Genomic DNA, 25782 nt, shown 5'->3' with positions numbered 1-25782 from the left:
AGTGGATGGATGGGAAGCCGCTGGATTTTTGACGGGCACATTGCCGGAATCGGCACCACCTCCGGCCTGCGTGCGGTGGTGGGGATCTGGCAGGACTCGCCCTTCGGTGCGTTTGCCGACGTTATGGTCCAGGAACCGTCCGGCCACCGGCTGCTCCTGGCTCCCGCCGCACCCATCGCGGAGTTCATCGCCGCCACCTACAGTTTCGACGAGGTCACCGTGGTGGACGTTTCAGCCCGCCTGGCTGACGGGATCCTGACGGTCGACGCCGGTCCGCTGGCTGTCCGCGCGGGCGTGGGCGGCAGGACCTTCCTGGGGTCCGGGTTGCGGGCGCTGCCCCGGCGGCTGGCGGTGCACCCGTCCTGGCTGCGTGCGGTCAGCCCGCTGGCGGGCCTGGTGAGCCGTGGGTCGCGGACGTCCGGTTCGGCCGGCAGCGGCCGCTGGGAGTACTACGGGGTGAGCGACCTGCACCGCATCGACTCCGCTGCCGTGGCCTGGGACGGGGCCGACGCCGGGTCCCTGGCCGCTGTCCGGCCGGCCGTGACGTTTGGGTTCAGCAGTGTCCCGCCGCAGCCGAGCCTGGCCCGGGTCCGCACCACGGTGCAGGACGCTACGCCCCGCCGGCGTCCACGCCCGGGCGCACGCCGGTAGGGTCCGCCGGCAGGTCGGTCAGGTCCGGCAGGTCGGGCAGGCCTGGCTGGTCCGGCTGGTCGCCAAGCTGCGATTCGAACATCCGGAAGTACCTGCCGCGGCGGGCCACAAGTTCCTTGTGGGTGCCCTGCTCCACCACCTGCCCGTCCTCCAGCATGTACACAATGTCCGCCTTCTCGATGGTGGCCAGGCGGTGGCTGATGGCGATGATGGTGCTGGCGCGCTCCGCGAACAGCCGGGTGAAGATCCGGTGCTCTGCCAGGGCGTCGATCGCCGAGGTGGGCTCGTCCATGATCATAAAAGCGGCGCGGCGGTAGAAGTTCCGGGCCATCGCCAGGCGCTGCCATTGCCCGCCGGAGAGCCCGCTCCCCTTCCGGCCGCGGGGATCCTCCATCCAGTTGCTGACGTGGTTGTTGAGCCCGTTGGGCAGCTTTTCGATGAAGTCCAGCGCCTCGGCTTCCGCAGCGGACGTCCTGATCCGGGCGTCGTCGCGGGGCTCCCCCACGTCGCCGAACCAGATGTTTTCCGCCGCGGTGGCGAACTCGTACTTCAGGAATTCCTGGCTGAGCACGGCCAGGTGCCGGTGCCAGGAGGTGACGTCGACGGCGGCGAGGTCAACGCCGTCGAGCATTACCTGCCCTGAATCGGGCCGGTACAGGCCCGCCAGGATCCGGATCAGCGTCGATTTTCCGGCGCCGTTCTCCCCCACGATCGCGATGTGCTGGCCTTCGCGGATGGTCAGGCTGATCCCCCGGATCACTTCGGTGTCACTTCCGGTATACGTAAAACGGATGTCCTTGAGCTCCACCACGGACGGGGCTCCCAGCAGCGGCGGGGCGTACTCCGAGTGCGCCGGCAGGGCCATAAACAGCTCGTAGTCCTTGAGGTTGGCCAGGTCCTCGTCGATGGAACTGAGGGATGACACCAGGTTGTTGGCCGTGGACAGCGCCCTGCTGACGATCTGCTGGACGTACAGGAACTGGCCCACGGGCTGCGCGCGGGCGATGATCTGCCCCACCACCCAGATCAGGGAAACCACCTCGGCCCCGTACTGGAGGGCGTCAGCTGCCAGCTGCTTGGGTATGTAGCGTCGCTGGAAGTCCAGGCGGCGGCGTTCGTCCGCGTCACGCAGGCGCGAGCGGAAGTCCATCAGGTACGTCACGATCCCGTAGAGGCGCATCTCGGCGATGTGCTGGGGGCGCAGCAGGTTCGTTTCGATCATGCGGCGCTGGCGGCGGGAATCGACCTGCGTGTTCCAGTGGGCAATCTGTTCGCGGGAGAGCTTGAACTGCAGGTACACGCTGGGCACGATGGCCACCAGGACAATCACGGCGATCCACCAGCTGACCAGCAGCAGCGCGCCGATGGCCAGGAGCACGGAGACCAGCTGCGTGAAAATGGCGGCAATCCGGTCCAGGACGCGGGCGTAGGAATCGGAGAACCGCTTGGCCCTGTCGTACAGGTCCACCGTTTCCTTGTCGTCGTAGCGCCAGAACTCCAGGGCCAGGAAGCGTTCGTACATCTGGTCGCCCACAATGGCGCCCACTTTAAAGCTCATCAGCTGCTGGATGTAGCGGTCAACGCTGTTGAACGCGCCCCAGAACAGGCCAAGGGCCGCGGTGATGACCACGTACACAATGGCCAGCTGGCCGGCGGCGGCGTCGCCGGCATACGCGGCCGCCAGGGCGGTGGTGGTCAGCGCCGCGTAGTAAGTGGTAACCAAGGGCAGCACGGCGGAGATCACGGAGCCGAGCACCTTCATGACCACTGCCCCGGGCGAGGCCCGGAAGCTGACCCGCAGGACCTGCGCAACGGCCCGGGCGTAAGGGCCCAGCGCCAGCCGCCGCTGCGGGTCCTTCCTGGGATTCAGTTCCTCCGGGTGGCGTGATGCGGGCATGCCTACAGCCTAGTTCCCGGCACGGAAACACACAGGCCACAGGGATTGCTCCCCGTGGCCTGTGTGGATGGTTTTTTGAACGTCAGCGTGAACCGTAGTTGGGCGCCTCGACGGTCATCTGGATGTCGTGCGGGTGCGATTCCTTCAGACCGGCCGCGGTGATCCGGACGAACTTGCCCCGGATCTTGAGCTCGGGGATGGTGGGGGCGCCGGTGTAGAACATGGTCTGGCGGAGGCCGCCCACCAGCTGGTACGCCACGGACGCCAGCGGGCCGCGGTAGGCCACCCGGCCTTCGATGCCCTCGGGGATGAGCTTGTCATCGCCGGAGACGTCGGCCTGGAAGTAGCGGTCCTTGGAGTAGGACGTGTTCTTTCCACGGGACTGCATGGCGCCCAGGGAGCCCATGCCGCGGTAGGACTTGAACTGCTTGCCGTTGACGAAGATCAGCTCGCCCGGGGACTCGTCGCAGCCAGCCAGCAGGGAGCCCAGCATCACGGTATCGGCACCGGCCACCAGGGCCTTGCCGATGTCGCCGGAGTACTGCAGGCCGCCGTCGGCGATCAGCGGCACGCCGGCCGGGATGGCTGCCTTCGCGGACTCGTGGATGGCGGTGATCTGCGGGACACCCACACCGGCCACCACGCGGGTGGTGCAGATGGACCCGGGGCCCACGCCCACTTTGATGCCGTCGGCGCCGGCGTCGATGAGTGCCTGCGCGCCCTCACGGGTGGCCGCCTGGCCGCCGATGATGTCCACGTGCGCGGCCACGGGATCGGACTTGAGCCGGCGGATCAAGTCCAGCACACCCTGCGAGTGGCCGTTGGCGGTGTCCACAAACAAGGCGTCCACGCCGGCGTCAACCAGCGTCATGGCCCGCTCCCAGCCGTCGCCGAAGAAGCCGATGGCGGCACCGACCCGGAGGCGGCCTTCATCATCCTTGGTGGCCAGCGGGTACTGCTCCGCCTTGGTGAAGTCCTTGGTGGTGATCAGGCCCTTGAGCCGGCCCTGCTCATCCACCAGGGGCAGCTTTTCGATCTTGTTGGTGGCCAGCTTGTGCGAGGCCTCCTCGCGGCTGATCCCCACGTGGCCGGTAATCAGCGGCATCTTGGTCATGACGTCGCTGACCAGCCGCAGCGGGAAGTCGGCTTCCGGCACAAACCGGGTGTCGCGGTTGGTGACGATGCCGAGCAGCCGCATGCCCTCATCAACCACGGGCAGGCCGGAAACACGGTACTGGGAGCAGATCTCGTCCAGTTCCGCCAGTGTGGCCTCAGGGCCGATGGTCAGCGGGTTGGTGATCATTCCCGACTCGCTGCGCTTGACCCGGTCCACCTGGTCAGCCTGGTCCTGGATGGACAGGTTGCGGTGCACCACGCCCAGGCCGCCCTGGCGGGCCATGGCGATGGCCATCCGGGATTCGGTGACGGTGTCCATGGCTGCGGAGAGCAACGGGGTCTGCACCGTGATCCGTTTGGAGATCCGTGAGGAGGTGTCCGCCTCGGACGGGATGACGTCCGTATGGCCCGGCAGGAGCAGCACGTCGTCGTAGGTCAAACCGATGAGGGCGAAGGGATTGTGTTCGGGCTCGGTCATGAGTGCGCCTCTTACCTTGGTTGCTTGGCGGGTAGGGGTTGCAGCCGATGACCAGCCCGTCATTACGGAACTGGCCTGTGCAGGAATTCCGCCGGGACGGCCGGGAAGGACGGCCGCCGGGAGGCAGAAAGTATTGAGTAAATATTAGAACCTCCGCGCTGATCCCCCTATTCCGGGCGCGCAATGTGAGCAACCGCACGCCCTGCGCCGGTCACGTCCAGCCGGTCGCCGCCAGCAGGCGCTGTTCGAACATGGGAACCATGCTTTCCACGTAGGTGCGGGTCAGGTGGTTGTCGTCCTTGTAGACATAGACGTTGCCCACCACGGCAGGGCAGACGCCCCAGGCGCAGATGAAATCGCTGAGATCCATCAGGTGCAGGCCCGCCACCTGCCCGCGGTAGGCCTCCAACGGCGACGGTTCCACCAGGGATTCGGCGAGCGAGGGGTTGCATTCAGGCGCGTCCGCGCCGTGGCGCTGGACGCATTCGGGCATATTGATGGTGAACCGGGGGTTGTCCCGGATGCCCAGGATCTCGATGCCGGCGTCCGCGAAAGGCCGGATTCCGTCCAGGTAGCCCGGCACCTCGGTTTCGAAGGGGGCCTCCTCATGGGTCAGGGAGGCAACCGTGAACACCGCGTCCGGCTGGTGGTCCAGGACGTAGGCGGCGCTGGCCCGGTTGTAGGCGTTGCATTCGGCGTTGCGGGTTTCGGATTCGGCCCCGAACCGGCAGGCCGGCATCAGGAGGGTGACCAGTTCCCAGCCGCGGGCTGCCGCCACGGGCGCCAGGGCTGCAAGGTACTGCTGGGCGTGGGAGTCGCCCAGCACCACAATCCGCTTGGTGACCGGGACGTCCGGCGCTTCCTGCCGGCACCCCTCCAGGATGGGGTCGGCGGTGGCGTTTAATCCGCTGCAGGGGGTCTGGATGCCCGCCCAGTCATTGTCCAGGGCGGACGGGCCGGGGATCAGCCGGGCCGGGGGCGCCGGGACGTCCTCCTGACCGGGTCGGAGGGCGGCAGCGCCGGGTGTCAGCTCCCGGGGTTGCGCCGCCGTCGCGCTTTCCTCAGCCGTAAGGCTGGTTTGCCACACGGCGACGGGTCCGGCCAGCAGGGCACCGCAGGCGACAATCACGACGGCGGTGCGCCAGGCGCGGAGCTTGGGCCAATGCCAGTCGCGCAGGGGCTTCTCGACAAACCTGGTGGTGAGGAAGGCCAGGACGATGGCGGCGCCCACGATCGCGAGGCCCTGCATCAGGTTGGGGGCTTCCACGCCCGTGGCGGCAAGCGCCAGCACCAGGACCGGCCAATGCCACAGGTAGAGCGCGTAGGAGTTGTCCCCCAGCGCAACGGCAGCCTTGCTGCTGAGGAGCCGGTCAACACCGAACCGGCTGCCGCTTTGGCCTGCCACCATGATGGCCGCGGCCGCCAGCGTGGGCCACAGCGCCACAAAGCCGGGAAAGGACCGGTCCACGGTGAGCAGCAGGCCGCAGGAAACCATGGCCGTGAGGCCGGCCCAGCCCAGCGCCACGCGCAGCCGGCGGCCCGGCTTGAGGTAAGGCAGGGCCAGCGCCAGCAGGGAACCGAGCGCGAATTCCCACAGCCTGGCGCGGGTATCGAAGTAGGCGTAGGCCTGGTTGGTGGCGGTTTGCTCCACCGAGTAGGCCAGCGAGACCACAAAGACTGCCCCAAACACCAGGGCAAGCAGCCCGCGGTAGCTGAACCGCGCGCCGGCCGGGGTCCGGCGCAGCACAGCCAGCAGGGCGGCGGTCCCGGCGAAGACCAGGGGCCAGAGAACAAACACCTGGCCCTGGATCGACAGGGACCAGAAATGCTGCAGCGGGCTGGCCCCGGCATGGTCCTGGGCGTAGTAGTCCACGGCGGTGTCCGCCAGCAGCCAGTTCTGGCGGTACAGCAGCGAGGCCCAGGCCTGGTCCAGGATCTCCGGCCAGCGGCTTTGCGGCAGGATCAGCCAGGTGCCCGCGAGGACCCCCAGGATAACCACGACGGCGGCGGGCAGCAGCCGCTTGAACAGGTGCAGCCAGTGCGTCAGGAGTCCGAACGGCCGGCCCGATTCTGCCTTGCGGACAAACGAGAGCGTGAGCAGGAAGGCGGAGATGAGCAGGAACACGTCCACCCCGCCCGAAACCCGCCCCAACCACACGTGGTAGGCCACCACCATCAGGACTGCCAGGGCCCGCAGGCCCTGGACTTCGGGCCGGTATCCCGGCCGCAGCTTTTTGGTGGCAGCAGGGGCGGCTGACAGCCCGGTGGCGGCGCCTGCCGTTGCGGCCGCCATCAGGGTTTCCATCCGGTCAAGGCGAGGAAATCCTTTTCGAAGTAGGGCGCCAGGGTCATGAGGTACGAGCGGGTGACATGGTTTTCGTCCTTGTACACAATGACGTTGCCGATGATGGCCGGGCAGACGTCCGCCACGCAGAAGTAGCGGGTGAGGTCGAGGAACCGGGTGTCGGGAAGCTGGGTATCAACGCCGTCAGTGGCCGCAACGGGCCCGAACGTATCCAGGACGCTGCCGTTGCAGGCCGCCGGGTCATCCGGGTGCGCGGCCAGGCAGTTTGGCACGTGGGGCATCCGGGGCGTCTCGCGGACACCAACCACCTCAATGCCGGCGTCGTTGAGCTTGCGCGCCTGCGCGAGCCAGGAATCCTCCAGCACTTCAGGTGTGCCGGGATCGGCAGAGGTCCTCGTGCTGATGGTGAGCACCAGGTCGGGTTTTATGTCGAGGACCTGTTCCATGGCCTCCTTGTTGAAGTCAAGGCACTCCGCGGTAATTTCGGGACCCGGCTCGTCGGTGAGGGGGCAGAAACCCTTGGTGATGGAGGTGACACGCCAGTTGTACTTCTCGGCCATCATCAGCACCGGCGTGTTCATGACATAGGCGTGGGAACTGCCGAGGATGACAATGTGCTTGGCCGCCCCCTCAACACCGTTGGTGCAGATACTGGCGTTTTCACCGGCCCCGATGCAGGGTTCCGGAAATTCCGGCCACTCTTCGGCGATGGCCTCTACTTTGGGGACCGGCTCAGCTGCAGGGTCAGGCGTGAACTGGTAGCCGGGGCTGAGGGCGCGGGCACCCGGATAACGGGGGTCGTCCAATCCGATGGAAGTGATGGAGTTGGACTGGACGATCTGCTGCCGCCACAGGCCCAGCGGGGCCGCGGCCACCGCCACGGCGAGCAGGACCGCCAGGACAGCCCGGCGCTTGTTGACCTCGGGCCACCGCCATTCACGCCAAGGCTTCTCGATGAAGCGTGTGGTGAGGTAGGCCAGGCCCAGTGAGGTGAGGATGATGATGGTGCCGGCCAACCAGCCGGCGTGTTCCTTGCCGGTCCAGGCCAGGGAGATGACCAGGACGGGCCAGTGCCACAGGTACAGGGCGTAGGAGTTGTCGCCCAGCCGCACCAGGGGTTTCGAGGCGAGGAATCTGTCCACGCCGAACGGGCTGCCGGTCCTGCCCGCGGCGATCACCAGGGCGGCAGCCACCGTGGGCCACAGGGCGGCGACACCGGGGAAAGCGCCCTCGACGTCAAGTAGTATGCCGCAGGCCAGCATGGCAGCAATGCCCACCCAGCCCATCACAATGCGGTGCGCGGTCCGCAGCCTCAGCCCGGGGAGGATCAGGGCCACCAGTGTTCCCAGCGCGAACTCCCACAGGCGCGCGCCGGTGTCGAAATAGGCCTGGCCCTGGTTGGTGGCCGTGAAGACGATCGAGTAGATCAGGGAGACCAGGAAAATGCCGAAGAACACGTAGGCCAGCAGCGGCCGGTAGGACAACCGGTACCGCCGGGCGGCAAAGGCTGCCAGCACGAAGATGAGCGGCCACAGGATAAAAACCTGCCCCTGGATGGAGAGGGACCAGAAGTGCTGCAGCGGACCGGCCCCGCTGTGGTCAGCGGCATAGTAGTCCACGGCCTGCTTCTGCAGGAGCCAGTTCTCGAAGTAGAACATCGCAGCCCAGCCGTGGTCGATCAGGTCCAGCCAGCGGGTCCGGGGCAGCAGCAGGGCCGCGGCCGCGAGGGTGGCCACGATCACCGTGACCGCCGCGGGAAGCAGGCGGCGGAACAGGTGCAGCCAGTGTTTGAAAAGAGCCACCGGTTCGCGGCGGTCGTAGCGGCCGGTGAACTGGAGGGTCATCAGGAACGCGGAAATCAGCAGGAAAACATCAACGCCGCCGGAGACGCGGCCAAACCAGACGTGGTACGTCACCACCATCAGGACAGCGAGCGAACGGAGGCCCTGGATCTCGGCGCGGAACGTGGATTTCCGCTTGCCGGCAGGCTTTTTGGGGTCCACACCGGGGGGCGACGAGGTTCTCGCAAACGACACGGGACGATCCTCCAGCGGTAGGCAAAGCATCAATTCTACCGGAGAGACGCCGAAGGCCGGCCCGGCAGACGCCGGACCGGCCTTCGGAAAGCGGATTCAGCCTAGTGGCTGTGACCCGCGTGCTCGTCTTCATCAGCGGGCTTCTCCACCACGAGGGTTTCGGTGGTGAGGACCAGCGCTGCGATGGAGGCAGCGTTGCGGAGGGCCGCACGGGTGACCTTGACCGGGTCGATGACACCGGCGCCGATCAGGTCCTCGTACTCGCCGGACTTGGCGTTGAAACCGTTGTTGGTTTCGAGCTCGGCAACCTTGGCCGTGACAACGTAACCGTCGAACCCGGCGTTCTGGGCGATCCAGCGCAGCGGCTGGACCAGTGCGCGGCGGACGATGCCAACAGCTGCTGCTGCGTCACCTTCGAGGGCCAGGACAGCGGAATCCTCGTCCAGGGCCTTCAACGCGTGGATCAGCGCGGAACCGCCGCCGGCCACGATGCCTTCTTCGAGGGCGGCGCGGGTGGACGACACAGCATCTTCGATGCGGTGCTTCTTTTCCTTCAGCTCAACCTCGGTGGCTGCGCCGACCTTGATCACGCCGATGCCGCCGGCCAGCTTGGCCAGGCGTTCCTGGAGCTTTTCCTTGTCCCAGTCGGAGTCGGTGCGGGTCAGCTCGGCGCGCAGCTGGGCAACCCGGGCTGCTACGTCTTCTGCCGAACCGGCGCCGTCAACGATGGTGGTGTTGTCCTTGGTGACCGTGATGCGGCGGGCAGTGCCCAGCACCTCAAGGCCAACCGTGTCCAGGCTCAGGCCCAGCTCCGGGGAAACAACCTGCGCACCGGTGAGGGTGGCGATGTCCTGGAGCATGGCCTTGCGGCGGTCGCCGAAGCCCGGAGCCTTGACGGCAACCACGTTCAGGGTGCCGCGGATGCGGTTGACGATCAGGGTGGAGAGGGCTTCGCCGTCAACGTCCTCAGCAATGATGAAGAGCGGCTTGGAGCTCTGCAGCGCCTTTTCCAGCAGCGGCAGGAAGTCCTGCACCGAGGAGATCTTGCCCTGGTTGATCAGGATCAGGGCGTCTTCGAGGACAGCTTCCTGGCGTTCCGCGTCGGTGACGAAGTACGGGGACAGGTAGCCCTTGTCGAACTGCATGCCTTCGGTGAGGACCAGTTCGGTCTGCGTGGTGGAGGACTCCTCGATGGTGATCACACCATCCTTGCCGACCTTGCCGAATGCTTCGGCGAGCAGTTCGCCGATCTCATCGCTCTGGGCCGAGATGGCTGCAACGTTGGCAACCTGGGTGCCTTCAACCGGGCGGGCGTTCTCGAGCAGGCGGGCGGCGACGGCTTCAACGGAAACCTCGATGCCGCGCTTGATCTGGCCGGGAGCGGCGCCGGCGGCAACGTTGCGCAGGCCTTCCTTGACCAGTGCCTGGGCCAGGACCGTAGCCGTGGTGGTGCCGTCGCCGGCAACGTCGTTGGTCTTGGTGGCGACTTCCTTGGCCAGCTGCGCGCCAAGGTTTTCGTACGGGTCATCCAGTTCGACCTCACGGGCGATGGTCACGCCGTCGTTGGTGATGGTCGGAGCACCCCACTTCTTGTCCAGGACGACGTTGCGGCCGCGGGGGCCGAGCGTCACCTTGACCGTGTTGGCGAGCTTGTCGATGCCGGCTTCGAGCGACCGGCGGGCAGCGTCGTTAAACGCAAGCTGCTTTGCCATGGTTTTGTCCTTTCAAGACAGAAACCCCGCGCGGCTGACCAGCTAAGAGCATGACCAGCAGCGCGGGGATCCGGGAGGGTTACTTTACGACGATCGCCAGGACGTCGCGGGCGGACAGCACGAGGTACTCGGTGCCGCCGGTCTTGACTTCGGTTCCACCGTACTTGGAGTAGATAACGACGTCGCCAACGGCTACGTCAACGGGAACGCGGTTGCCATCTTCGAAGCGGCCGGGGCCGACTGCAACAACTTCGCCTTCCTGCGGCTTTTCCTGCGCGGAGTCCGGGATGACCAGGCCGGAAGCCGTGGTCTGCTCGGCTTCGAGCGGGCGGACAACAATACGATCCTCAAGAGGCTTAATAGAGACCGACACTCGGACCTCTCCTTTACGTCAGCAAATTTGTGGACTGGAAAGCTCTCCCGCCTGGCTGGCAAACCGTCGTCGCGGTGCCGGCAGCAGCCTGGCTGGCAGCTCTTCATGTGTTAGCACCCTCCTAGGGAGAGTGCTAATAGAGACTCTATGTAAGGGTTAGCACTCGGTCAAGGTGAGTGCCAGCATTTCGTCATGGGCGGACAGCGTGGCTGTACATTTGAGCGGTGCGGGCAGCCATCTACCTGATTCTTGCGAACCTCTTCTGGGCGGGCAACTTCGTGGTGGGCCAGGCCGCCGTGAAAACCATGGAACCGCTCCAGCTGACGTTTTGGCGCTGGGCCCTGGCCGCCGTGCCGCTCCTGGTCCTGGCGCAGGCCGTCGAGCGGCCCGACTGGAGGGCAGTGTTGCGCCACTGGCGGGTGCTGCTGCTCCTGAGCGTGCTGGGCATGAGCGGCTACACGCTGCTGCTGTACAGCGCACTGCAGCACACCTCAGCCCTCAACGCTTCCCTTGTGACAGCCGCCAACCCCGCGCTGATCGTGGTGCTCTCGGTGGTGCTGCTGCGGGAGCGGCCACGTCCGCTGGGGTGGGCAGGCATCGGGCTGGGCCTGGCCGGGGTGCTGCTGGTCCTCTCAGGCGGAGATGTGGAACGGCTGCTGACCTTCTCGCTCGGCGCGGGTGAACTCCTGATCGTCGCGGCCATCACCGTCTGGGCCCTGTATACGATCATCGCCCGGCGGCTGTCCCTGCCGGCCATCACGGCCACAGCGGTGCAGGTGGCAATGGCTGCGCTGGTCCTCGCCCCGGTGGCGCTGGCTGCCGGCGCCGGACTCCCGGCCACGGCATCGGGCAACTGGTCGCTGGCGTACATCGCCGTGTTCCCGTCGCTGGGGTCCTACCTGCTGTGGAACCTGGCGCTGAAGCGGACGTCAGCGGCCAACGCCGGAAACTACCTCAACCTGATCGCGGTCTTCACAGCGGTGATCACGGTGCTGCTGGGCCAGCCCATTACGGTCCCGCAGGTCCTGGGCGGCGTCCTGGTGATCTCCGGCGTCCTCCTGACCGGCGCCGGCCGGGCCCCTCAGCCGGTCAGCCCGTCGAATCCCACGTCCTCGCCGGCGTCGGCCTCCGGGTTGCCCTGGTTCCGCCGGCGGTAAAGCAGGAACCCGGCGGCCGCGGCGGTCAGCAGGGACACCACCAGCAGGATGATGCCGACGGCCCGGGCGCCGGCATAGAGGCCCCGGATGTCCCGGGCTTCCTGCGTGTCATCGGAGATGTTGTTGCCGCCCACCGAGTACACGGTGGCGTTGAAGGTGTCGAGGAAAAAGATGATGACCAGCAGCGCGATGCAGACTACTGCCACCACCGCCGCGGCAATCAGGGCGGGGCGGGCAAATCCAACCCGTCCCGCCGCAGGCCGGTTCGCTCCGGGCCCCGGGACCTCTGTATTTTCCGCCATGCCGTCAACACTATCGGCATGGGTGCATCAGTGGAGGCCGGATTCCGGGTCTCCGGGCAGCGAGCCGCAGGGGCCGCCGTCCTCGTTGCTGGCGCGGGCCACGGGGCGTCCGTCAAAATCCATCATGGCCGGGGCGTACCAGCGGCCCACGTGGGTGGCCGAGGCCGGCATGTAGTGGGAGATGAAGGAACGGCGCCACTGGCTGCTGGTCCGGTTGGCATCCGAGCCGTGGACCACGCTGCCGTTAAACAGCAGCACGTCCCCGGGCGCCAGGGAAAGCTTGACCGGCTCGTGGCCCTCCGGCGGCTGCACACGCTCCTTGGTGAAGCTTTCCGCCGGGTCCGACGAATCGGGGCAGACCACCTCCATGTCCTGCGTTCCGGGGCACAGCTGCAGTCCGCCGTTCTCCGGCGTGGAGGGGTCGATGGCCAGCCACGCCGCCAGGCAGGACTGGGGTTTGATCTTCAGGAAGTAGTTGTCCTGGTGAAAGGCCTGCCCGCGGGCACCCGGCGGCTTGAAGTAGTACATGGACTGCACGGCGATCGGCTCGTCCGCCATCAGCTGGGTGAGCACCGACTTCACCCGTGGATCGAGGAGCCGTTGTTTGCTGCCTGCGTCAAACAGGTGCGGGTGGAACATCCTCGGGTAGCGGGCCAGCGGATCCGTGCCGGACTGCGGCGCCCAATGCCCCTCGATGGGCTCGCCGGTTTCTGCGAGCGCGTCGAAGTGCTTGGCGCAGTCCGCCGCTTCGGCGGCGCTGAACAGTCCCCTGGCCACCGTAAATCCGGTGTGGTGATAGGCGTTGACCTGGTCCTGCGTCAGCCGGTAGGCGGGTGTTTCTACGTGCATTCTTCTCATCCTCTGCAATTGGGTGGGCTTCCATCATCGAATCCCACGCTGCGGTCCGGCATGGCAAGGCCTCTCATCTGCATGGATTTTCTTATCCTTGAGTTATGGCCTTTCCTGATCTGCTGCACTGGCGCGCCTCCGGTTCCTTCCGCAACATCCCCATGCCGCCGGTCCGTCGCGCGGATCCCGGGGACTACCTGCTGGTCTGGGTCATCGAGGGCACCATCCACGGCGACCTGGCCGGGGAACCCTTCACCGCAGGGCGCGGCAGGGTCCTGATGTTCCCGCCGTCGGTCCCGCATTCCTATGCGGCGCCGCGAACAGGCGACTGGCACTGGCTGTGGGTGCACTTTGCCGGTTCCGCGGCCGCGGCGGTCCACGAGGAGTTCACTGCAGCGGGCGTGCCACTGGCCCTGACCGACGACCAGGGCATGTACCGGAAGTTCATGGCGGTCCTTACCCACGCCCAGCAGAGCCCGGCACCGCAGGAGTCCCGGGCCCTCAGCGGCGAACTCCTGGGGCTCCTTGGCACCCTCCTCGACCGGTGCGCGCCGCAGGCGCAACGGTCCGCCGGGGAACCGAGGCTGGAGGCCCTTTTCGGCTGGATCGCCGAGAACCTGAACCGTCCGCTTCCGCTCAGCGAATTGTGTGCCGTGGCCACCTACTCGCCGGCGCAGCTGCACCGGTTGTTCATCGCCGCTGTGGGGCTGAGCCCGCAGGCCTACGTAGCCCGGGTCAGGCACTCCACAGCCGCGGACCTGCTGGCCCTGACCTCGATGGCCGTGGCGGACGTGGCGGCGGCCGTGGGCTACGCCGACCCGCTGTACTTTTCCCGGCGGTTCAAGGCGTGGTCCGGGCTGTCCCCTTCGGCCTTCCGCGCCGGCCGGATTCAGGGGCCGGGCAGCGGCGCCCCCTCGGGACCGCCGCAGGATTTCAACTAGGCTGGAACGCATGCCCCCAGCACCCCAGGACCAGATCGCGCCCTTGCTCACCGCCGAAGGCTGGGAGCTCCTTGCGTCCCTGGGCCCCTACCGGGACGAGGAGTCCTTTGCGCTTAACGCCGCCCTCCGAAAGGCCGGCCACTCCCCCGCCCTCGTCTCTGCGGTCCTCACCCAGTCCCGGTTGCGCACCAAGGCCGAAGCCAAGTTCGGGGAGTTCGCGTCCCGGATGCTGTTCACCCAGGCGGGACTTGAGCAGGCCACCCGCCTGAGTGTTGCCGCCCGCCACGCCCAGCGGTTTGCTGCTGCCGGCATCAGCCATGTCGCGGACCTGGGCTGCGGCCTGGCCGCGGACTCGCTGGCGCTTGCCTCCATGGACATCAACGTCACGGCAGTGGAAATGGACGAGACCACTGCTGCCTGCGCCACCGTGAACCTCATCCCCTTCCCCAACGCCACGGTGGTCCACGCCGACGCCACGTCCGTTCCGCTGGACGGGGTCGACGGCGTCTGGCTGGATCCCGCACGCCGGGTCACCTCCACCTCGGGCACCAAACGCATCTGGGATCCCGAAGCCTTCTCCCCGCCGCTGTCTTTCGTCGAAGCCCTGGCTGCGTCCGGCCGCGCGGTGGGCGTGAAGATGGGGCCGGGCATGCCGCACGAGTCGGTACCTGCCGACTGCGAGGCACAGTGGGTGTCGGTGGGCGGCGACGTCACCGAGGTGGCGCTCTGGTTCAACGCGGTCCGGCGCCCGGACATCCGGCGTGCCGCCCTGGTGCTCAGCCCGCACGGTGCAGCGGAATTGACCAGCGGCCAGGACTTTGGTGCGGGTCCGGTACCTGCGGTGGGCCCAGTCGAGGGCTACCTGTACGAACCGGATGGTGCGGTGATCCGCGCAGGCCTGGTGGCCGACGTCGCCCTTCAGCTGGGCGGGCACCTGGTGGACGAGCACATCGCTTACATCTGCGCACCCACACTGGTGGACACGCCCTTCGCCCGGGCGTACAAAGTCCGGCAGGTGATGCCGTACAACGTCAAGACGCTTAAAGCGTGGGTGAAGCAGGAACGCATCACCGTGCTGGACATCAAGAAGCGCGGCACCGCCGTAACGCCCGAGGAACTCCGCAAACAGCTGCTGCCCGCCGGCAAGACGCATTCCGCCAAAAAGGGCGGCGGGAAGACCGCCACCCTGGTCCTGACGCGCATCGGCGAGGACCGGGTGGCGGTAGTGGTGGAGCCGGTCTGAGCTCCAGCACAGCAGGGACTATTGCGCCCTCATGAAGTCTTCAGCGGCCCGGACCTGCTCAGCGGTGGGCCGGGTTCCGGTGTAGAGCACAAATTGTTCCAGCGCCTGGATGGTGGCCACCTCGGCCCCCGTAATCACAGGTTTCCCGGCCGCCCGTGCCGCCTTGATCAATGGTGTCTCGGCTGGCAGCGCCACCACGTCGAACACCATCCGGGCGGCGTCAATGGCCGTGGCGGGGAACGCCAGCGCGTCCGCGTCCGGGCCGCCTGCCATGCCCAGCGGCGTGACGTTGATGATCAGGTCCGCTGAACCGGCGTCGAGCTCCGGCCGCCAGGCGAAACCGTACTGACCGGCGAGCGCCCGGCCCGTGGCTTCATTCCGGGCGATGACCGTAACGTCCGTGAAGCCGGCGTCCCGGAGGGCTGCCACCGTGGCTTTGGCCATGCCGCCGGCGCCCTGGACCAGGACAGACCAGTCCGTGGGGACGGCGTTGCTGGCCAGCAGCTGCTCGATGGCGGTGTAGTCGGTGTTGTAGGCCTTGAGATGGCCATCCGTGTTCACGATCGTGTTGACGGATTCGATCGCCGTGGCGGAATCGTCCATCTCGTCCACCAGCGCCATCACGTCCTCCTTGAACGGCATGGACACCGCGCAGCCCCGGATGCCCAGCCCGCGCACGCCGGCGATGGCCTGCTCCAGGTTGGTGGGGGCAAACGCCTTGTAGATCCAGTTCAGCCCCAACTGCCCGTACAGGTGGTTGTGGAAGCGCGTCCCGTTGTTGCTGGGCCGTGCGGAGAGCGAGATGCAGAGGGTCATGTCTTTATTCAGAATGGGCACCCTTCATTAAAACGCCTTCGCGCACGTTCCCGGGGTCAGGGCGCGCAGCCCGTTCCGAGCGGGAAGCTGCCGACGGCGGCCGGGAGCTTCCCGGGCGCGGTCGCCTTTCCGGCCAGCACTGCTGCCAGCGCGTCGAAAGCGCCGTCGGATCGGCCGTAGACGGCCAGTTTCACGGGTGCGGCGGATTCCTGCAGCGGCCAGGGTGCGTCCAGGGCCACGGCAATGTCCCCACCGGCCGGGCGGCCGCCATAGCCGATCAGGTTCACCACCGGCCCGGAGCCCACCGCGAGCCCGGCGCGGGCGGCGGCGGCCGCAAAACGTTCCCGGTCGCCGGGACCGCCGCCGGTCACCTGGACGGCACCCGGCACCAGCGGCCCGGTGCAGGGCCCGGACAGGACCGTCACCGCGGCCGCCGAGACCTTGGCGGAGAGTGCCGCACCGCTGCCGGGCGCAGCGCCTTGCGAGGCTCCGGTCCGGCCCCGCCACGTCATCATGGTGGCCACCCGCGTTGCAGCCTCGTCCAGCCGCTGCGCGGAGAGCTCGCCGGATGCGACGGCCCGGACAATGGCGGCATGGGCCTGATCCACGTCGGCCGGCATCAGCAGCAGGTCGGCGCCTGCGGCCAGGGCCTTAACGGCAGCGGCGCCGGACGGGTACTGCTTGTTCACCGCTTCCATGTTCAGGGCGTCCGTGACGGCCACGCCATTGAAGCCCAGGCCGCGCAGCGCCTGGTACGTGGGGGCCGAGAGCGACGCCGGAACGCCGGGTTCCAGCGCTGGAACCGCAATGTGCCCGGTCATGATCATCGGCGCTCCGCCGGCTACGGCCGCCTGGAACGGTTTCCAGTCCCGGCCGCGGAGTTCCTCAACGGTGGCGGGCTGCACGGGCAGGCTGAGGTGCGAATCGGCTGTCACGGAGCCGTGGCCCGGGAAATGTTTGGCAACGGGCAGGATCCCCGCGCCCAGCATGCCGTGGGAGAACGCCGCCCCCAGGGCAGCGGCAGCGTCCGGATCCGAGGACATGGACCGGGCACCGATGGTGGGGTCCTTGGGCCCGATGGTCACGTCGGTGTCCGGCGCGAAGTCAACGGTGAACCCGAGCGGTGCCAGTTCAGCGGCCAGCCCGCCGCCGGCTTCGCGGGCCAGCGGTTCGCTGCCGGCGGCCCCGAAACTCATCGGCGCAGGCCATTCCGTCAGGGGCAGGCCCAGCCGCGCCACCACTCCGCCTTCCTGGTCCACACCGATCAGGCCCGGCCATGGATCCCCATCCGCCCTGGTCGCGGTGGCGAGCTGTTGGTTGGCGGCGGTCATCGCGGCGGGATCAACCTGCCCCTGCGGCCCCTTGGGCACGTTGTCACCCATGATGATGGCCCCGGAGAGGTGCAGACGTTCAATAACGGCGGCGTGCGCGGCAGCGTCGGTGCCCTTAAAGAACGGCAGCAGCACCTGGCCGGCCTTCTGGCCGGTGTCCATGGCGGCCACCGCTGCCGCGGCGGCGTCCTGGTCGCGCTGCTCGGGGCCCCACCCCAAGGCCCGGGAACCGGGATCAGGTGCCGGGGACGCGGTGGTGGGGACCGGCGTCGTACTTGGCAACGGGGCGGCCGCAGCTGTGGAACCGGACGGGGATTCCGACGGCGTCGCAGGCGGCGGCGTGGCGGTGCACGAGGTGAGGGCAAGGGCCGCTGCCGCCGCGAGGAAGGGGAGGGTTTTGGAGAGTCGTTGAGGCAGGCGCTGGAACATAACCATCAGTACGATGCTACCCCTGCACTAGACTTGGACCACCCGTTCGCCTGCCAGCCATTGCCTGTCAGCGGCGCGAGCCAGCGGCAAACCGGACAGTAAGGAAACGCGTGCAGATCGACTTCGCACAATCGAGGCAATCAACCCTTGGTGTGGAATGGGAACTGGCCCTGGTGGACGGTGAAACGGGCGAGCTGGCCTCCGTGGCCAACCAGGTGCTCCGTGGTGTGGCCGCGCGCCACCCTGAGCTCAACGAAGACGATGAACACCCACACATCAAGCAGGAACTGCTGCTGAACACCGTGGAGCTGGTCACCGGCATCTGTGAAACCGCTGCCGAAGCCAAGGAGGACCTCAGCCGGTCCCTCGCTGCTGTGCGCGAAATCACGGACCCCATGGGTGTGGAGCTGTTCTGCGCCGGCAGCCACCCGTTCAGCCCGCCCCAGCTGCAGCCTGTCACGGACAAGGCCCGGTACGCGAAGCTGATCGACAGGACCCAGTGGTGGGGCCGGCAGATGGTCATCTACGGTGTCCACGTCCACGTGGGACTGGACCGCCGGGAAAAGGCGCTGCCGGTGCTTGATGGCCTGGTCAACTACTTCCCGCATTTCCAGGCGTTGTCCGCGTCCAGCCCCTTCTGGGGCGGCGAGGACACCGGGTATGCCTCGCACCGGGCGTTGATGTTCCAGCAGCTTCCCACCGCCGGCCTGCCGTTCCAGTTCTCCTCCTGGGCCGACTACGAGTCCTATGTGCAGGACATGTTCACCACCGGGGTGATCGACACCCTGTCCGAGATCCGCTGGGACATCCGGCCGGTCCCCAACCTGGGCACCATCGAGATGCGGATCTGCGACGGCCTGGCCACACTCGAGGAAGTGGGCGCCATCGCTGCCCTCACCCAGTGCCTGGTGGACGAGTTCTCCACCACCCTGGACAACGGCGGCACCATCCCCACCATGCCGCCGTGGCACATCCAGGAGAACAAATGGCGGGCGGCCCGGTACGGGATGGAGGCGATCATCATCCTGGACGCCGCCGGCAAGGAGCAGCTGGTCACGGACCACCTGCTGGAGACCCTGAACCGGTTGGAGCCGGTGGCCGCCAAGCTGGGCTGCGCCGATGAACTGGCCGACGTGGAAAAGATCATCAACCGCGGCGCCGGCTACCAGCGGCAGCGCCGGGTCGCCGCAGAAAACAGCGGGAACCTCCAGGCCGTGGTGCTGGACCTGGTCAAGCAGATGCGGAACGGCCCCACGGCCTAACCGCCCGACCTCCGCCCCGTCCCCGCTTTCCCCCGTCCCCGTTGCAGGCGGGGGGGTCAGGCCGGGAGTGAGACCGCTGTGACCGGGAGGGAGGAGTCCGGGGCGAAGGCGATCCCGCTGGGCTCCTTGCCGGCCATCACCAGCTGCGCTCCCAGGGCAGCCACCATGGCCCCGTTGTCGGTGCACAGCCCCAGCGGCGGCACGTGCAGCCGGATCCCGGCGGACGTGCAGCGCTGGCCCGTCAGTTCGCGAAGCCGGGAGTTGGCAGCGACGCCGCCGCCCAGCAGCACGTCCTTGATCCCGTGCTCCCGGCAGGCCAGGACCGCCTTGGCGGACACCACGTCCACCACCGCCTCCTGGAAGGCTGCGGCGATGTCCGCCACCGGCACCTCCTCGCCGCGAGCCTCGAACTGCTCCACGCAGCGGGCCACTGCTGTCTTAAGCCCGCTGAAGGACCAGTCGTAGCGGTGCTTGCCGGGCTCTTCGGCGGTTCCCATGTATTTAGGCTGGCTCAGGCCACGGGGAAACCTGATGGCGGCACGGTTGCCGGTCCGGGCCACGGCGTCGATCGCCGGCCCGCCCGGGTACCCCAGCCCCAGGATGCGGGCCACTTTGTCGTACGCTTCTCCGGCGGCGTCGTCGATGGTGGAGCCCAGGAGGACCACGTCATCGGTGATGTTGTTGATCTTCAGGATTTCGGTATGTCCGCCGGAAACCAGCAGCGCGCCAAGGTTGGCCGGCAGTTCCGGGGCGCGCCCGTCGCCGTCCGGCGCCAGGAGCCCCACCCCCACGTGTGCCACCAGGTGGTTGATCGCGTAGAGGGGCTTGCCGGTGGCAACGGCCAGGGCCTTCGCGGCGCACACGCCCACCATCAGGGCACCTGCCAGCCCAGGCCCGGCGGTGACGGCGATGGCATCCACCTCGTCCAGCCGCACACCGGCGTCGGACAATGCCGCGTCCAGGGTGGGGATGAAGGCGTCCAGGTGCGCCCGGGACGCAATTTCGGGAATAACACCGCCGAACCGGACGTGCTCGTCCATGGACGAGGAGACGGTGTTGGTCAGCAGGGTGGTCCCCCGCACGATGCCAACCCCCGTTTCGTCGCAGGAGGATTCGATCCCCAGCACCAGTGGCTGTGTCCGGTTCATAACTGGCCTGCTTCCGTGGTTCCGCTGCCGCCGTCGAGCTGCAGCCTCATGATGAGGGCGTCGACGCCGTCGCGGTAATAGCGCTGTCGGATATGGATCTGTTCGAAGCCGAAACGGACGTACAGTGCCTGCGCCCGGGGATTGTCCGCCCTGACCTCCAGGAGCACGTCGGCTGCCCGCCGCGCCCGGGCTTCGTCGATCAGGAGGGTCAGGAGGGTACTGCCGATGCCGCGGCCTTCCTGTTCGGGCACGACGGCGATGGTCTGGACGTCCGCGATGGGCTCAATGCACATCAGGCCGGCGTAGCCCACGATCCCGGCAGTGTCCTCCGCCACCAGGTAGTGCCGGGTGTCCGGCTGGGACAGTTCGGAAAGGAACATGTGCAGCGGCCAGGCGTCCACCGGGAAAAGCCGCTGCTCCAGCGCGTTGACGGCGGCGACGTCGTCAAGGGTCATGGGCCGGAGGGTGATGCCCTCGAGGCGGGCGGGTCCGTCGGCGGTCACAGGGCACGCTTGCGGGGTCCGGGTACCTGTGCGTCGGATTCGCGCAGGTACAGGGGGGTGGAGTCAGGCAGGGTTCCGCCGGACGCGAGCCGGGCCAGCGCAAACTGGCCCAGGTACAGGGCATCGGGCTGCTCCCGGACGAAGGCCGGGTCAGCGCGGAGCACATCGGCGTACAGCCCGGCGCCTGCGCCAAAGGCCGGCAGGTCCGGAAGGTCAGCAGCGAAACCGACGTGCGGACCGTCCACCAGTTCGGGCAGCTGCCCGGGCGCCAGGGTGTACCGGGCCCAGTACACCTCTTTACGCAGGGCGTCGGTGGCCACCAGGAATTCCGGAACGGCTGCGGTGGACTCCGCCACTTCCAGGGCCACCGCGTCCAGGCTCATGAGTCCGTGCAGCGGCTTGCCCCAGACGTAGGCCAGGGTGCGGGCCGTGGCGATGCCGGAGCGCAGGCCCGTGAACGGCCCGGGGCCCACACCCACCACCAGGGCATCGATGTCCGTTCCCGCAACACCGGCAGTGGCCAGCATGTCCTGGATGCCCGGGGCCAGCACTTCGGCGTGGCTGCGGGTATCCTCGGTGGCGAAACCGGCCACCATGCCCTCGAGCGCGTCATCCGACACCAGGGCGGCGCTGGCCACGGCGGAGGTGTCAATAGCGAGGATCAGCATGCGGATCTCCTTCGGGAAGGGCAAGGTCCGGGGCAGCTGGCCAGCGCGGACCGTACCCCCGCAGCACAATGGTGCGGGGTTCGTCTGTTTCGTCGGTATCAAAGTCCAGGAAGCCGGCGCCCTGCTCCGTTGGGGTCTCCTGGGCCGGTAAACCGGCGGCCGCTCCAGCGGTGGCAGCGCCGGCCAGGCCGATGGCCCGGTGCAGGTCGATCTCGAGCCGGCTGTTGCTCAGGTGCTCCACCCGGTCACGGCCCCACTCCACCACGGTGACGGCGGAATCCAGCGTGTTCTCCAGGTCGATATCATCAATCTCCGCGGCCGACCCGAGCCGGTAAGCATCCACGTGGACCAGGTCCGGTCCGCCGGGCCGGGGACCGTCGGCGAGGTTGGGATGGATGCGGACCAGCACAAAGGTGGGCGAAATGACGCCGGCCCGGACCCCCAGCCCCTCGGCCAGGCCCTGCGTGAACGTGGTTTTGCCGGCACCCAGCTCGCCGGAGAGCACCAGCAGGTCCCCGGCGTCGAGGACCACCGCCAGCCTGGCCGCGAGCGCATGGGTCAGCTCCGCCGTCGTCGCCTGGACCGTGAGCTCCCAGGCGGGCTGGCCGGACCCGCTCACGCGGCGCCCTCCGCACCATCATCGGGCTCATTAATAAAACGGCGCGGGACGCGCGGGCTGATCCTGGTGACAATCTCGTAGTTGATGGTCCCGGCGGCGCGGGCCCAGTCGTCAGCTGTGGGACCGCCGTCGGCCCCGTCGCCGAACAGGACCGCCTCGGCTCCGGACAGGCCGGCCTCCGCCCCGGAGGCCCCACCCAGGTCGATGACCATCTGGTCCATGGCGATCCGCCCCACCACGGGGTAGGTGGTGCCGGCAATCCGGACCGGGCCGCCCGTTGCCACGCGCGGCACACCATCGGCATAGCCGAGCGGGATGAGGCCCAGCGTTGTGTCGGCGGCAGTGCGGTAGTTCAGGCCGTAGGACACGCCCTGCCCGGCCGGAACCTGCTTGCACTGCGACACCACGGTGCGCAGCGTCATGGCCGGGCGCAGGCCGAGTTCCGCGGCAGTGAGGTCCTCGAACGGGGACAGGCCGTAAATGCCCAGGCCCACCCGGACCAGGTCGAAATGGGTGTCGGGCCGGGACAGCGTGGCGGGGGTGTTGGCCAGGTGGCGCACCTCGGGATCCACCCCGGCGTCCTCCGCCACGGCCAGTACTTCCTTGAACAGGGCCAGCTGCTGGTCCGTCTCTGGCCGGTCCGGCTCGTCCGCCACCGCGAGGTGCGAAAAGATGCCCACCACGCGGAGCAGGCCCTGGTCCTGGTATTCCATGGCTTCGCCCACCAGCGTGTCCCAGGTGCCGGTGGTGGCGCCGTTCCGGCCCAGGCCGGTGTCCACTTTCAGGTGGATCCGGGCGGGGCGTTCCTGCTCGCGGGCGGCAGCGACGATGCGGTCCAGTTCCCAGCCCGAGCAGCCGATGTCGACGCCGGCGGCAACGGCCGCGCCGAAGTTGCTTTCCGTGGTGTGCAGCCAGGCCAGGAGCGGGGCGTCGATACCCGCCGCGCGGAGGGACAGTGCCTCGGAGATATGGGCAACCCCCAACCAGGCGGCGCCGGCCTCGAGTGCGGCCCGGGCCACGGGGACGGCGCCATGGCCGTAGGCATCGGCTTTGACCACGGCCATCACTTTGGCCGGCGAGGCTGCCGCGGCAAGCCGGCGGACGTTGTGCCGGACGGCGGCCAGGTCAATGACGGCTGACCTCTCGTTGCGGGGATCCTGTCCGGGGTCAGTGCTGGTGGGGCCGGGTGCTGCGGGGTAAGTCACCCTAGTGATTCTAGTGCTGGCGCTACCGGCCGGATAATCGCCGCCCTGCCGCGGGTTCAGGCGTCCGAGAGGTGCGCAATGGTGGCTGAGGCCCGGCGCTGGGCCGTGGGCGGGACGTCCTGGATGATCTCGGACAGGAAACCGAAGCGCCGCAGCCACTGGCTGGTCTGCCGTTCCGGCCGGGCGTTGGCGCGTTTCCACCAGTCGGCAATGTCGCCCCAGCCCGGCGCGGCCAGCGAGCCGCCCACTTCCTGGACCGACAGGGCTGCGCACAGGTTGGCGAACCGGAGCCGGTTGCCCAACGGCCACCCCGCCAGGCTGCCCACAATAAACGCAGCATCGAAGCAGTCGCCGGCGCCGGTGGGGTCCAGTGCCTTGACGGGCAGCGAGGGCACCCACTCCTCCTCCCCCGTTTCGGAGTCCACCGCCATGGCTCCCTGCTGGCCGAGGGTCACAACGGCGACGGGCACCCGGTCGGCCAGCGCATAGAGGGCGGACCACGGGTTGTCCTTCCCGGTCAGGGCCATGGCCTCGCGCTGGTTGGGCAGGAACCCGTGGAAGTACTTCAGGTTCTCCAGCCGGATTGGCGCCCATTCACCGCTGGGGTCCCAGCCGGTGTCACCGAACAGCTTCACGCCTGCCTGGTGCGCGGCCACGGCCCACGGTTCCACCTCAACGCCCACCTCGGCGATGCCCGCGAGCGCCGGCGGCGGGTCCCCGATCAACTCCGAGGAAGTCACCGGTGCCGGATGCCCGTGGGTCACCAGGGAACGGTCCTTCTGCACGCAGAGGGATACCGTCACCGGCGAGTGCCAGCCCTTTACCCGCCTGGACAAGCTGAGGTCCACCTGTTCCTGGTCCGCGAGGATCTTCCAGTTGAAGTCGCCGTAGCCGTCGTCGCCGAACGCTGCCGCCAGCCCGGTCCGGAGCCCCAGCCGGGCCGCTGCGATGGCCTGGTTGGCCACGCCGCCCGGGCAGCTGCCCATCCCTTCGCTCCAGATTTCGGTGCCCGCTTCGGGTTCGCTGGGCAGTCCGGTGAAAATGATGTCCTGGAAAACTGTGCCGGCGAGCAGCAGGTCGAACCCCGGTCCGGTCCGCGCGCGGACGGCGCCCAGGGGGTCGAAAAGGCGTGCCGGGATCGCGTCCATGTCCGGCACGATACGCCACGCCGCTTCCCACCGATAGGGGCGCGCGGGCGGCAGGCCTAGACTCGGACCCATGCGGCTACTCATTGTGGGCGGCGGGGGTTTCCGCGTCCCCCTCATCTACCGGGCCTTGACGTCCGGCGGCTACGGCGGCCTGGTCTCGAGCCTGGTGTTGTACGACGTCGATCCGCACCGCCTCGACGCCGTCGCCGCAGTGCTGGCCGGTATGCCGCCCGGACCGGGTGCCCGGCTGGCCGTCCGCTGCAGCACCAGCCTGCCCGAGGCACTGGATGGTGTGGACATGGTCTTCGCGGCCATCCGCCCGGGCGGGACCAGCGGCAGGGTCCTTGACGAGAAGGTGGCGGCAGGCCTGGGCCTGCTGGGTCAGGAAACCACAGGCGCCGGCGGCATCTCGTACGCCCTGCGCACCATCCCGCGGATGCTGGAGCTGGCGGCGCTGATGAAGCAGCGCTGCCCGGCCGCGTGGCTGATCAACTTCACCAACCCGGCCGGCATGGTCACGGAAGCCCTGCGCCCGGTGCTGGGCCACAAGGTCATCGGGATCTGCGACTCGGCCGGCGGCCTGGTGCTGCGGGCGGCACGGGCTGCGGGTACACCACTGGCGGCTGGAAGCCTGGCCGGGGTGGGCTACCACGGGCTGAACCATCTGGGCTGGCTGTACCGGCTGGCACCCGGCGGAACGGATGTCCTCCCGACCCTGCTCGAGGACCGGGAAGCATTGCAAAGCTTCGAGGAAGGCCGGCTGTTCCCGCAGGCGTTCCTGGCCGGCCTGGGTGCCATTCCCAACGAGTACCTGTACTACTACTACCGGCACGACGCCGCCCGCCTGGCCATCGCCGCAAGGGCGCGGACCCGGGGCGAGGACATCCACCGGCAGCAGCAGGACCTGTACCCGCAACTGGCTGTCGCCGGGCCGGATGCGTTCCGCCTCTGGGAGGCTGCCCGGCTCGCCCGGGAGGAAGGCTACCTGGCTGAGGCCCGGTCGGACGGCGAGCGCCGGGACGAAGAAGGCCTGGCCGGTGGCGGCTACGAGCAAGTGGCGCTGGCCGCCATGCGCGCTCTGACCGGCGGTGGCGACACCCAGCTGATCCTGAACACCGTCAACACGGTGCCGCCCGCGTCCGGCACAGCCCGGTCCCGGGTGGGCCAACCCGACCAGCTGGGCCACCCGGCCACCCCCGCCCCCGCTGACCCGGCCCCCGCGGAAGCCGCCATTCCCGGTTTGCCCGCGGACGCCGTCGTCGAACTCCCCTGCACGGTCAGCGCCCAAGGTGCGGTGCCGCTGCCCCAGGCGGCGCCACCGGAACCACGCCTGAAGCTGCTCCGGGAGGTCAAGGACGTGGAGCGGTTCACGGTCCGGGCCGCGACGGACGGGAACCGGGAAGCCGCCCTCGCCGCGTTCGCGCATCATCCGCTGGTGGCCTCCGCCGACCTCGCGGCCAGGCTCCTGGCCGGGTACGAGCAGGCCTTCCCCGACCTCGGGAAGATGTGGCGGGGCAGCGGGCGTTAAGTTGGGAGTAGTGTTTTACCGAATGCGCACTGCAGCCTCGCCCGGCACTCGCGCCGGCGGCCGGA

At 68.3% G+C, this 25782-nt stretch carries 22 protein-coding genes; 6 read left to right on the top strand and 16 right to left on the bottom strand.

The genetic code is table 11. The features are described from left to right. Positions 1-9 precede the first annotated feature (9 nt). On the top strand, positions 10-651 hold the full coding sequence (locus tag QRN07_RS06785) for a hypothetical protein (protein ID WP_050685800.1): 642 nt from the start codon (positions 10-12) through the stop codon (positions 649-651). Here the strand turns inward: QRN07_RS06785 and QRN07_RS06780 are convergent. The 6 genes from QRN07_RS06780 to groES form a co-directional block, all read right to left on the bottom strand. After that, positions 611-2548 (bottom strand): ABC transporter ATP-binding protein, encoded by a 1938-nt coding sequence (locus QRN07_RS06780; protein WP_082484028.1) that lies wholly within the window; start codon positions 2546-2548, stop codon positions 611-613. The two genes, QRN07_RS06785 and QRN07_RS06780, sit on opposite strands and share 41 nt — an antisense overlap. An 82-nt stretch (positions 2549-2630) precedes the next feature. After that, positions 2631-4142 carry an IMP dehydrogenase gene (gene guaB, locus QRN07_RS06775; protein ID WP_056597036.1) on the bottom strand — a complete coding sequence of 504 codons (1512 nt, stop codon included), beginning with the start codon at positions 4140-4142 and terminating at the stop codon, positions 2631-2633. A gap of 211 nt (positions 4143-4353) precedes the next feature. After that, positions 4354-6435, bottom strand: a complete 2082-nt coding sequence (locus QRN07_RS06770) for an acyltransferase family protein (RefSeq protein WP_285240673.1) — start codon at positions 6433-6435, stop codon at positions 4354-4356. Continuing rightward, positions 6435-8483, bottom strand: coding sequence for an acyltransferase family protein (locus tag QRN07_RS06765; RefSeq protein WP_285240672.1), 2049 nt, complete (start codon positions 8481-8483; stop codon positions 6435-6437). Before QRN07_RS06765 ends, QRN07_RS06770 begins: the two co-directional genes overlap by 1 nt. 101 nt (positions 8484-8584) lie before the next feature. Further along, positions 8585-10195: a chaperonin GroEL gene (gene groL, locus QRN07_RS06760; protein WP_050685790.1), complete on the bottom strand. Its 1611-nt coding sequence runs from the start codon at positions 10193-10195 to the stop codon at positions 8585-8587. Positions 10196-10274: 79 nt separating this feature from the next. Beyond that, positions 10275-10568 (bottom strand): co-chaperone GroES, encoded by a 294-nt coding sequence (gene groES, locus QRN07_RS06755; protein ID WP_003805290.1) that lies wholly within the window; start codon positions 10566-10568, stop codon positions 10275-10277. 224 nt (positions 10569-10792) lie between these two features. Here groES and QRN07_RS06750 point away from each other — a divergent pair, with 224 nt between their 5' ends. Then, positions 10793-11725, top strand: a complete 933-nt coding sequence (locus tag QRN07_RS06750) for a DMT family transporter (RefSeq protein WP_285240671.1) — start codon at positions 10793-10795, stop codon at positions 11723-11725. Here QRN07_RS06750 and QRN07_RS06745 read toward each other — a convergent pair. Continuing rightward, positions 11650-12027 carry a glycosyltransferase 87 family protein gene (locus tag QRN07_RS06745; RefSeq protein WP_157370894.1) on the bottom strand — a complete coding sequence of 126 codons (378 nt, stop codon included), beginning with the start codon at positions 12025-12027 and terminating at the stop codon, positions 11650-11652. The genes QRN07_RS06750 and QRN07_RS06745 overlap by 76 nt on opposite strands. A 27-nt stretch (positions 12028-12054) precedes the next feature. Then, positions 12055-12876 (bottom strand): phytanoyl-CoA dioxygenase family protein, encoded by an 822-nt coding sequence (locus QRN07_RS06740; RefSeq protein WP_285240670.1) that lies wholly within the window; start codon positions 12874-12876, stop codon positions 12055-12057. Between the two features lie 104 nt (positions 12877-12980). Between QRN07_RS06740 and QRN07_RS06735 the strand changes: the two genes are divergently transcribed. Together QRN07_RS06735 and QRN07_RS06730 are read left to right on the top strand one after the other, a co-directional pair. Then, the gene (locus QRN07_RS06735; protein ID WP_056597031.1) at positions 12981-13817 is read left to right on the top strand and encodes a helix-turn-helix transcriptional regulator; all 837 of its coding nucleotides are present in this window, start codon (positions 12981-12983) and stop codon (positions 13815-13817) included. A 10-nt stretch (positions 13818-13827) separates the two neighbouring features. Beyond that, positions 13828-15060 (top strand): class I SAM-dependent methyltransferase, encoded by a 1233-nt coding sequence (locus tag QRN07_RS06730; protein WP_285240669.1) that lies wholly within the window; start codon positions 13828-13830, stop codon positions 15058-15060. 18 nt (positions 15061-15078) lie between these two features. Here QRN07_RS06730 and QRN07_RS06725 read toward each other — a convergent pair whose 3' ends face one another. After that, positions 15079-15897: a shikimate 5-dehydrogenase gene (locus tag QRN07_RS06725; RefSeq protein WP_268760262.1), complete on the bottom strand. Its 819-nt coding sequence runs from the start codon at positions 15895-15897 to the stop codon at positions 15079-15081. Between the two features lie 35 nt (positions 15898-15932). Next, positions 15933-17369, bottom strand: a complete 1437-nt coding sequence (locus QRN07_RS06720; protein ID WP_285240786.1) for a glycoside hydrolase family 3 N-terminal domain-containing protein — start codon at positions 17367-17369, stop codon at positions 15933-15935. 377 nt (positions 17370-17746) lie between these two features. On the opposite strand from QRN07_RS06720, the gene QRN07_RS06715 reads away from it, so the two are divergent. Next, entirely contained in the window at positions 17747-18898 is a 1152-nt protein-coding gene (locus QRN07_RS06715) for a glutamate--cysteine ligase (protein WP_285240668.1), read from the top strand. 56 nt (positions 18899-18954) lie between these two features. Here the strand turns inward: QRN07_RS06715 and tsaD are convergent, their stop codons facing one another. From tsaD to QRN07_RS06685, 6 genes are read right to left on the bottom strand one after another with little or no spacing between them, the layout of a single operon-like run. Then, positions 18955-20046 carry a tRNA (adenosine(37)-N6)-threonylcarbamoyltransferase complex transferase subunit TsaD gene (tsaD, locus tag QRN07_RS06710; RefSeq protein ID WP_285240667.1) on the bottom strand — a complete coding sequence of 364 codons (1092 nt, stop codon included), beginning with the start codon at positions 20044-20046 and terminating at the stop codon, positions 18955-18957. Continuing rightward, positions 20043-20501: a ribosomal protein S18-alanine N-acetyltransferase gene (gene rimI, locus QRN07_RS06705; RefSeq protein ID WP_285240785.1), complete on the bottom strand. Its 459-nt coding sequence runs from the start codon at positions 20499-20501 to the stop codon at positions 20043-20045. Before rimI ends, tsaD begins: the two co-directional genes overlap by 4 nt. Before the next feature lie 44 nt (positions 20502-20545). Further along, positions 20546-21217, bottom strand: a complete 672-nt coding sequence (gene tsaB, locus QRN07_RS06700) for a tRNA (adenosine(37)-N6)-threonylcarbamoyltransferase complex dimerization subunit type 1 TsaB (RefSeq protein WP_285240666.1) — start codon at positions 21215-21217, stop codon at positions 20546-20548. Beyond that, a complete protein-coding gene (gene tsaE, locus QRN07_RS06695; protein WP_285240665.1) occupies positions 21198-21836 on the bottom strand; it encodes a tRNA (adenosine(37)-N6)-threonylcarbamoyltransferase complex ATPase subunit type 1 TsaE in 639 nt (212 codons plus the stop codon). The genes tsaB and tsaE overlap by 20 nt, the downstream gene beginning before the upstream one ends. After that, positions 21833-23041 (bottom strand): alanine racemase, encoded by a 1209-nt coding sequence (alr, locus tag QRN07_RS06690; protein ID WP_050685766.1) that lies wholly within the window; start codon positions 23039-23041, stop codon positions 21833-21835. Before alr ends, tsaE begins: the two co-directional genes overlap by 4 nt. A 56-nt stretch (positions 23042-23097) precedes the next feature. Beyond that, on the bottom strand, positions 23098-24189 hold the full coding sequence (locus QRN07_RS06685; RefSeq protein WP_056597023.1) for a PfkB family carbohydrate kinase: 1092 nt from the start codon (positions 24187-24189) through the stop codon (positions 23098-23100). Between the two features lie 70 nt (positions 24190-24259). Here QRN07_RS06685 and QRN07_RS06680 point away from each other — a divergent pair, with 70 nt between their 5' ends. Then, on the top strand, positions 24260-25717 hold the full coding sequence (locus QRN07_RS06680; protein ID WP_285240664.1) for a family 4 glycosyl hydrolase: 1458 nt from the start codon (positions 24260-24262) through the stop codon (positions 25715-25717). Positions 25718-25782 lie beyond the last annotated feature (65 nt).

This window comes from Pseudarthrobacter sp. MEB009 (assembly GCF_030208875.1).
In the GTDB taxonomy this organism is placed as follows: Bacteria; Actinomycetota; Actinomycetes; order Actinomycetales; family Micrococcaceae; genus Arthrobacter.
The sequence above is the reverse complement of the archived record's forward strand: the minus strand, read 5'-3'. Positions and strand labels throughout refer to the sequence as shown.

Bases quoted from the DNA above. Each gene is read 5' to 3' on its own strand.
- QRN07_RS06785 (WP_050685800.1), top strand. From the start codon at position 10: ATGGGAAGCCGCTGGATTTTTGACGGGCACATTGCCGGAATCGGCACC.
- QRN07_RS06780 (WP_082484028.1), bottom strand. From the start codon at position 2,548: ATGCCCGCATCACGCCACCCGGAGGAACTGAATCCCAGGAAGGACCCG.
- guaB (WP_056597036.1), bottom strand. From the start codon at position 4,142: ATGACCGAGCCCGAACACAATCCCTTCGCCCTCATCGGTTTGACCTAC.
- QRN07_RS06770 (WP_285240673.1), bottom strand. From the start codon at position 6,435: ATGGCGGCCGCAACGGCAGGCGCCGCCACCGGGCTGTCAGCCGCCCCT.
- groL (WP_050685790.1), bottom strand. From the start codon at position 10,195: ATGGCAAAGCAGCTTGCGTTTAACGACGCTGCCCGCCGGTCGCTCGAA.
- QRN07_RS06745 (WP_157370894.1), bottom strand. From the start codon at position 12,027: ATGGCGGAAAATACAGAGGTCCCGGGGCCCGGAGCGAACCGGCCTGCG.
- QRN07_RS06740 (WP_285240670.1), bottom strand. From the start codon at position 12,876: ATGCACGTAGAAACACCCGCCTACCGGCTGACGCAGGACCAGGTCAAC.
- QRN07_RS06735 (WP_056597031.1), top strand. From the start codon at position 12,981: ATGGCCTTTCCTGATCTGCTGCACTGGCGCGCCTCCGGTTCCTTCCGC.
- QRN07_RS06730 (WP_285240669.1), top strand. From the start codon at position 13,828: ATGCCCCCAGCACCCCAGGACCAGATCGCGCCCTTGCTCACCGCCGAA.
- QRN07_RS06720 (WP_285240786.1), bottom strand. From the start codon at position 17,369: ATGGACACCGGCCAGAAGGCCGGCCAGGTGCTGCTGCCGTTCTTTAAG.
- tsaD (WP_285240667.1), bottom strand. From the start codon at position 20,046: ATGAACCGGACACAGCCACTGGTGCTGGGGATCGAATCCTCCTGCGAC.
- rimI (WP_285240785.1), bottom strand. From the start codon at position 20,501: ATGACCCTTGACGACGTCGCCGCCGTCAACGCGCTGGAGCAGCGGCTT.
- tsaB (WP_285240666.1), bottom strand. From the start codon at position 21,217: ATGCTGATCCTCGCTATTGACACCTCCGCCGTGGCCAGCGCCGCCCTG.
- QRN07_RS06685 (WP_056597023.1), bottom strand. From the start codon at position 24,189: ATGGACGCGATCCCGGCACGCCTTTTCGACCCCCTGGGCGCCGTCCGC.
- QRN07_RS06680 (WP_285240664.1), top strand. From the start codon at position 24,260: ATGCGGCTACTCATTGTGGGCGGCGGGGGTTTCCGCGTCCCCCTCATC.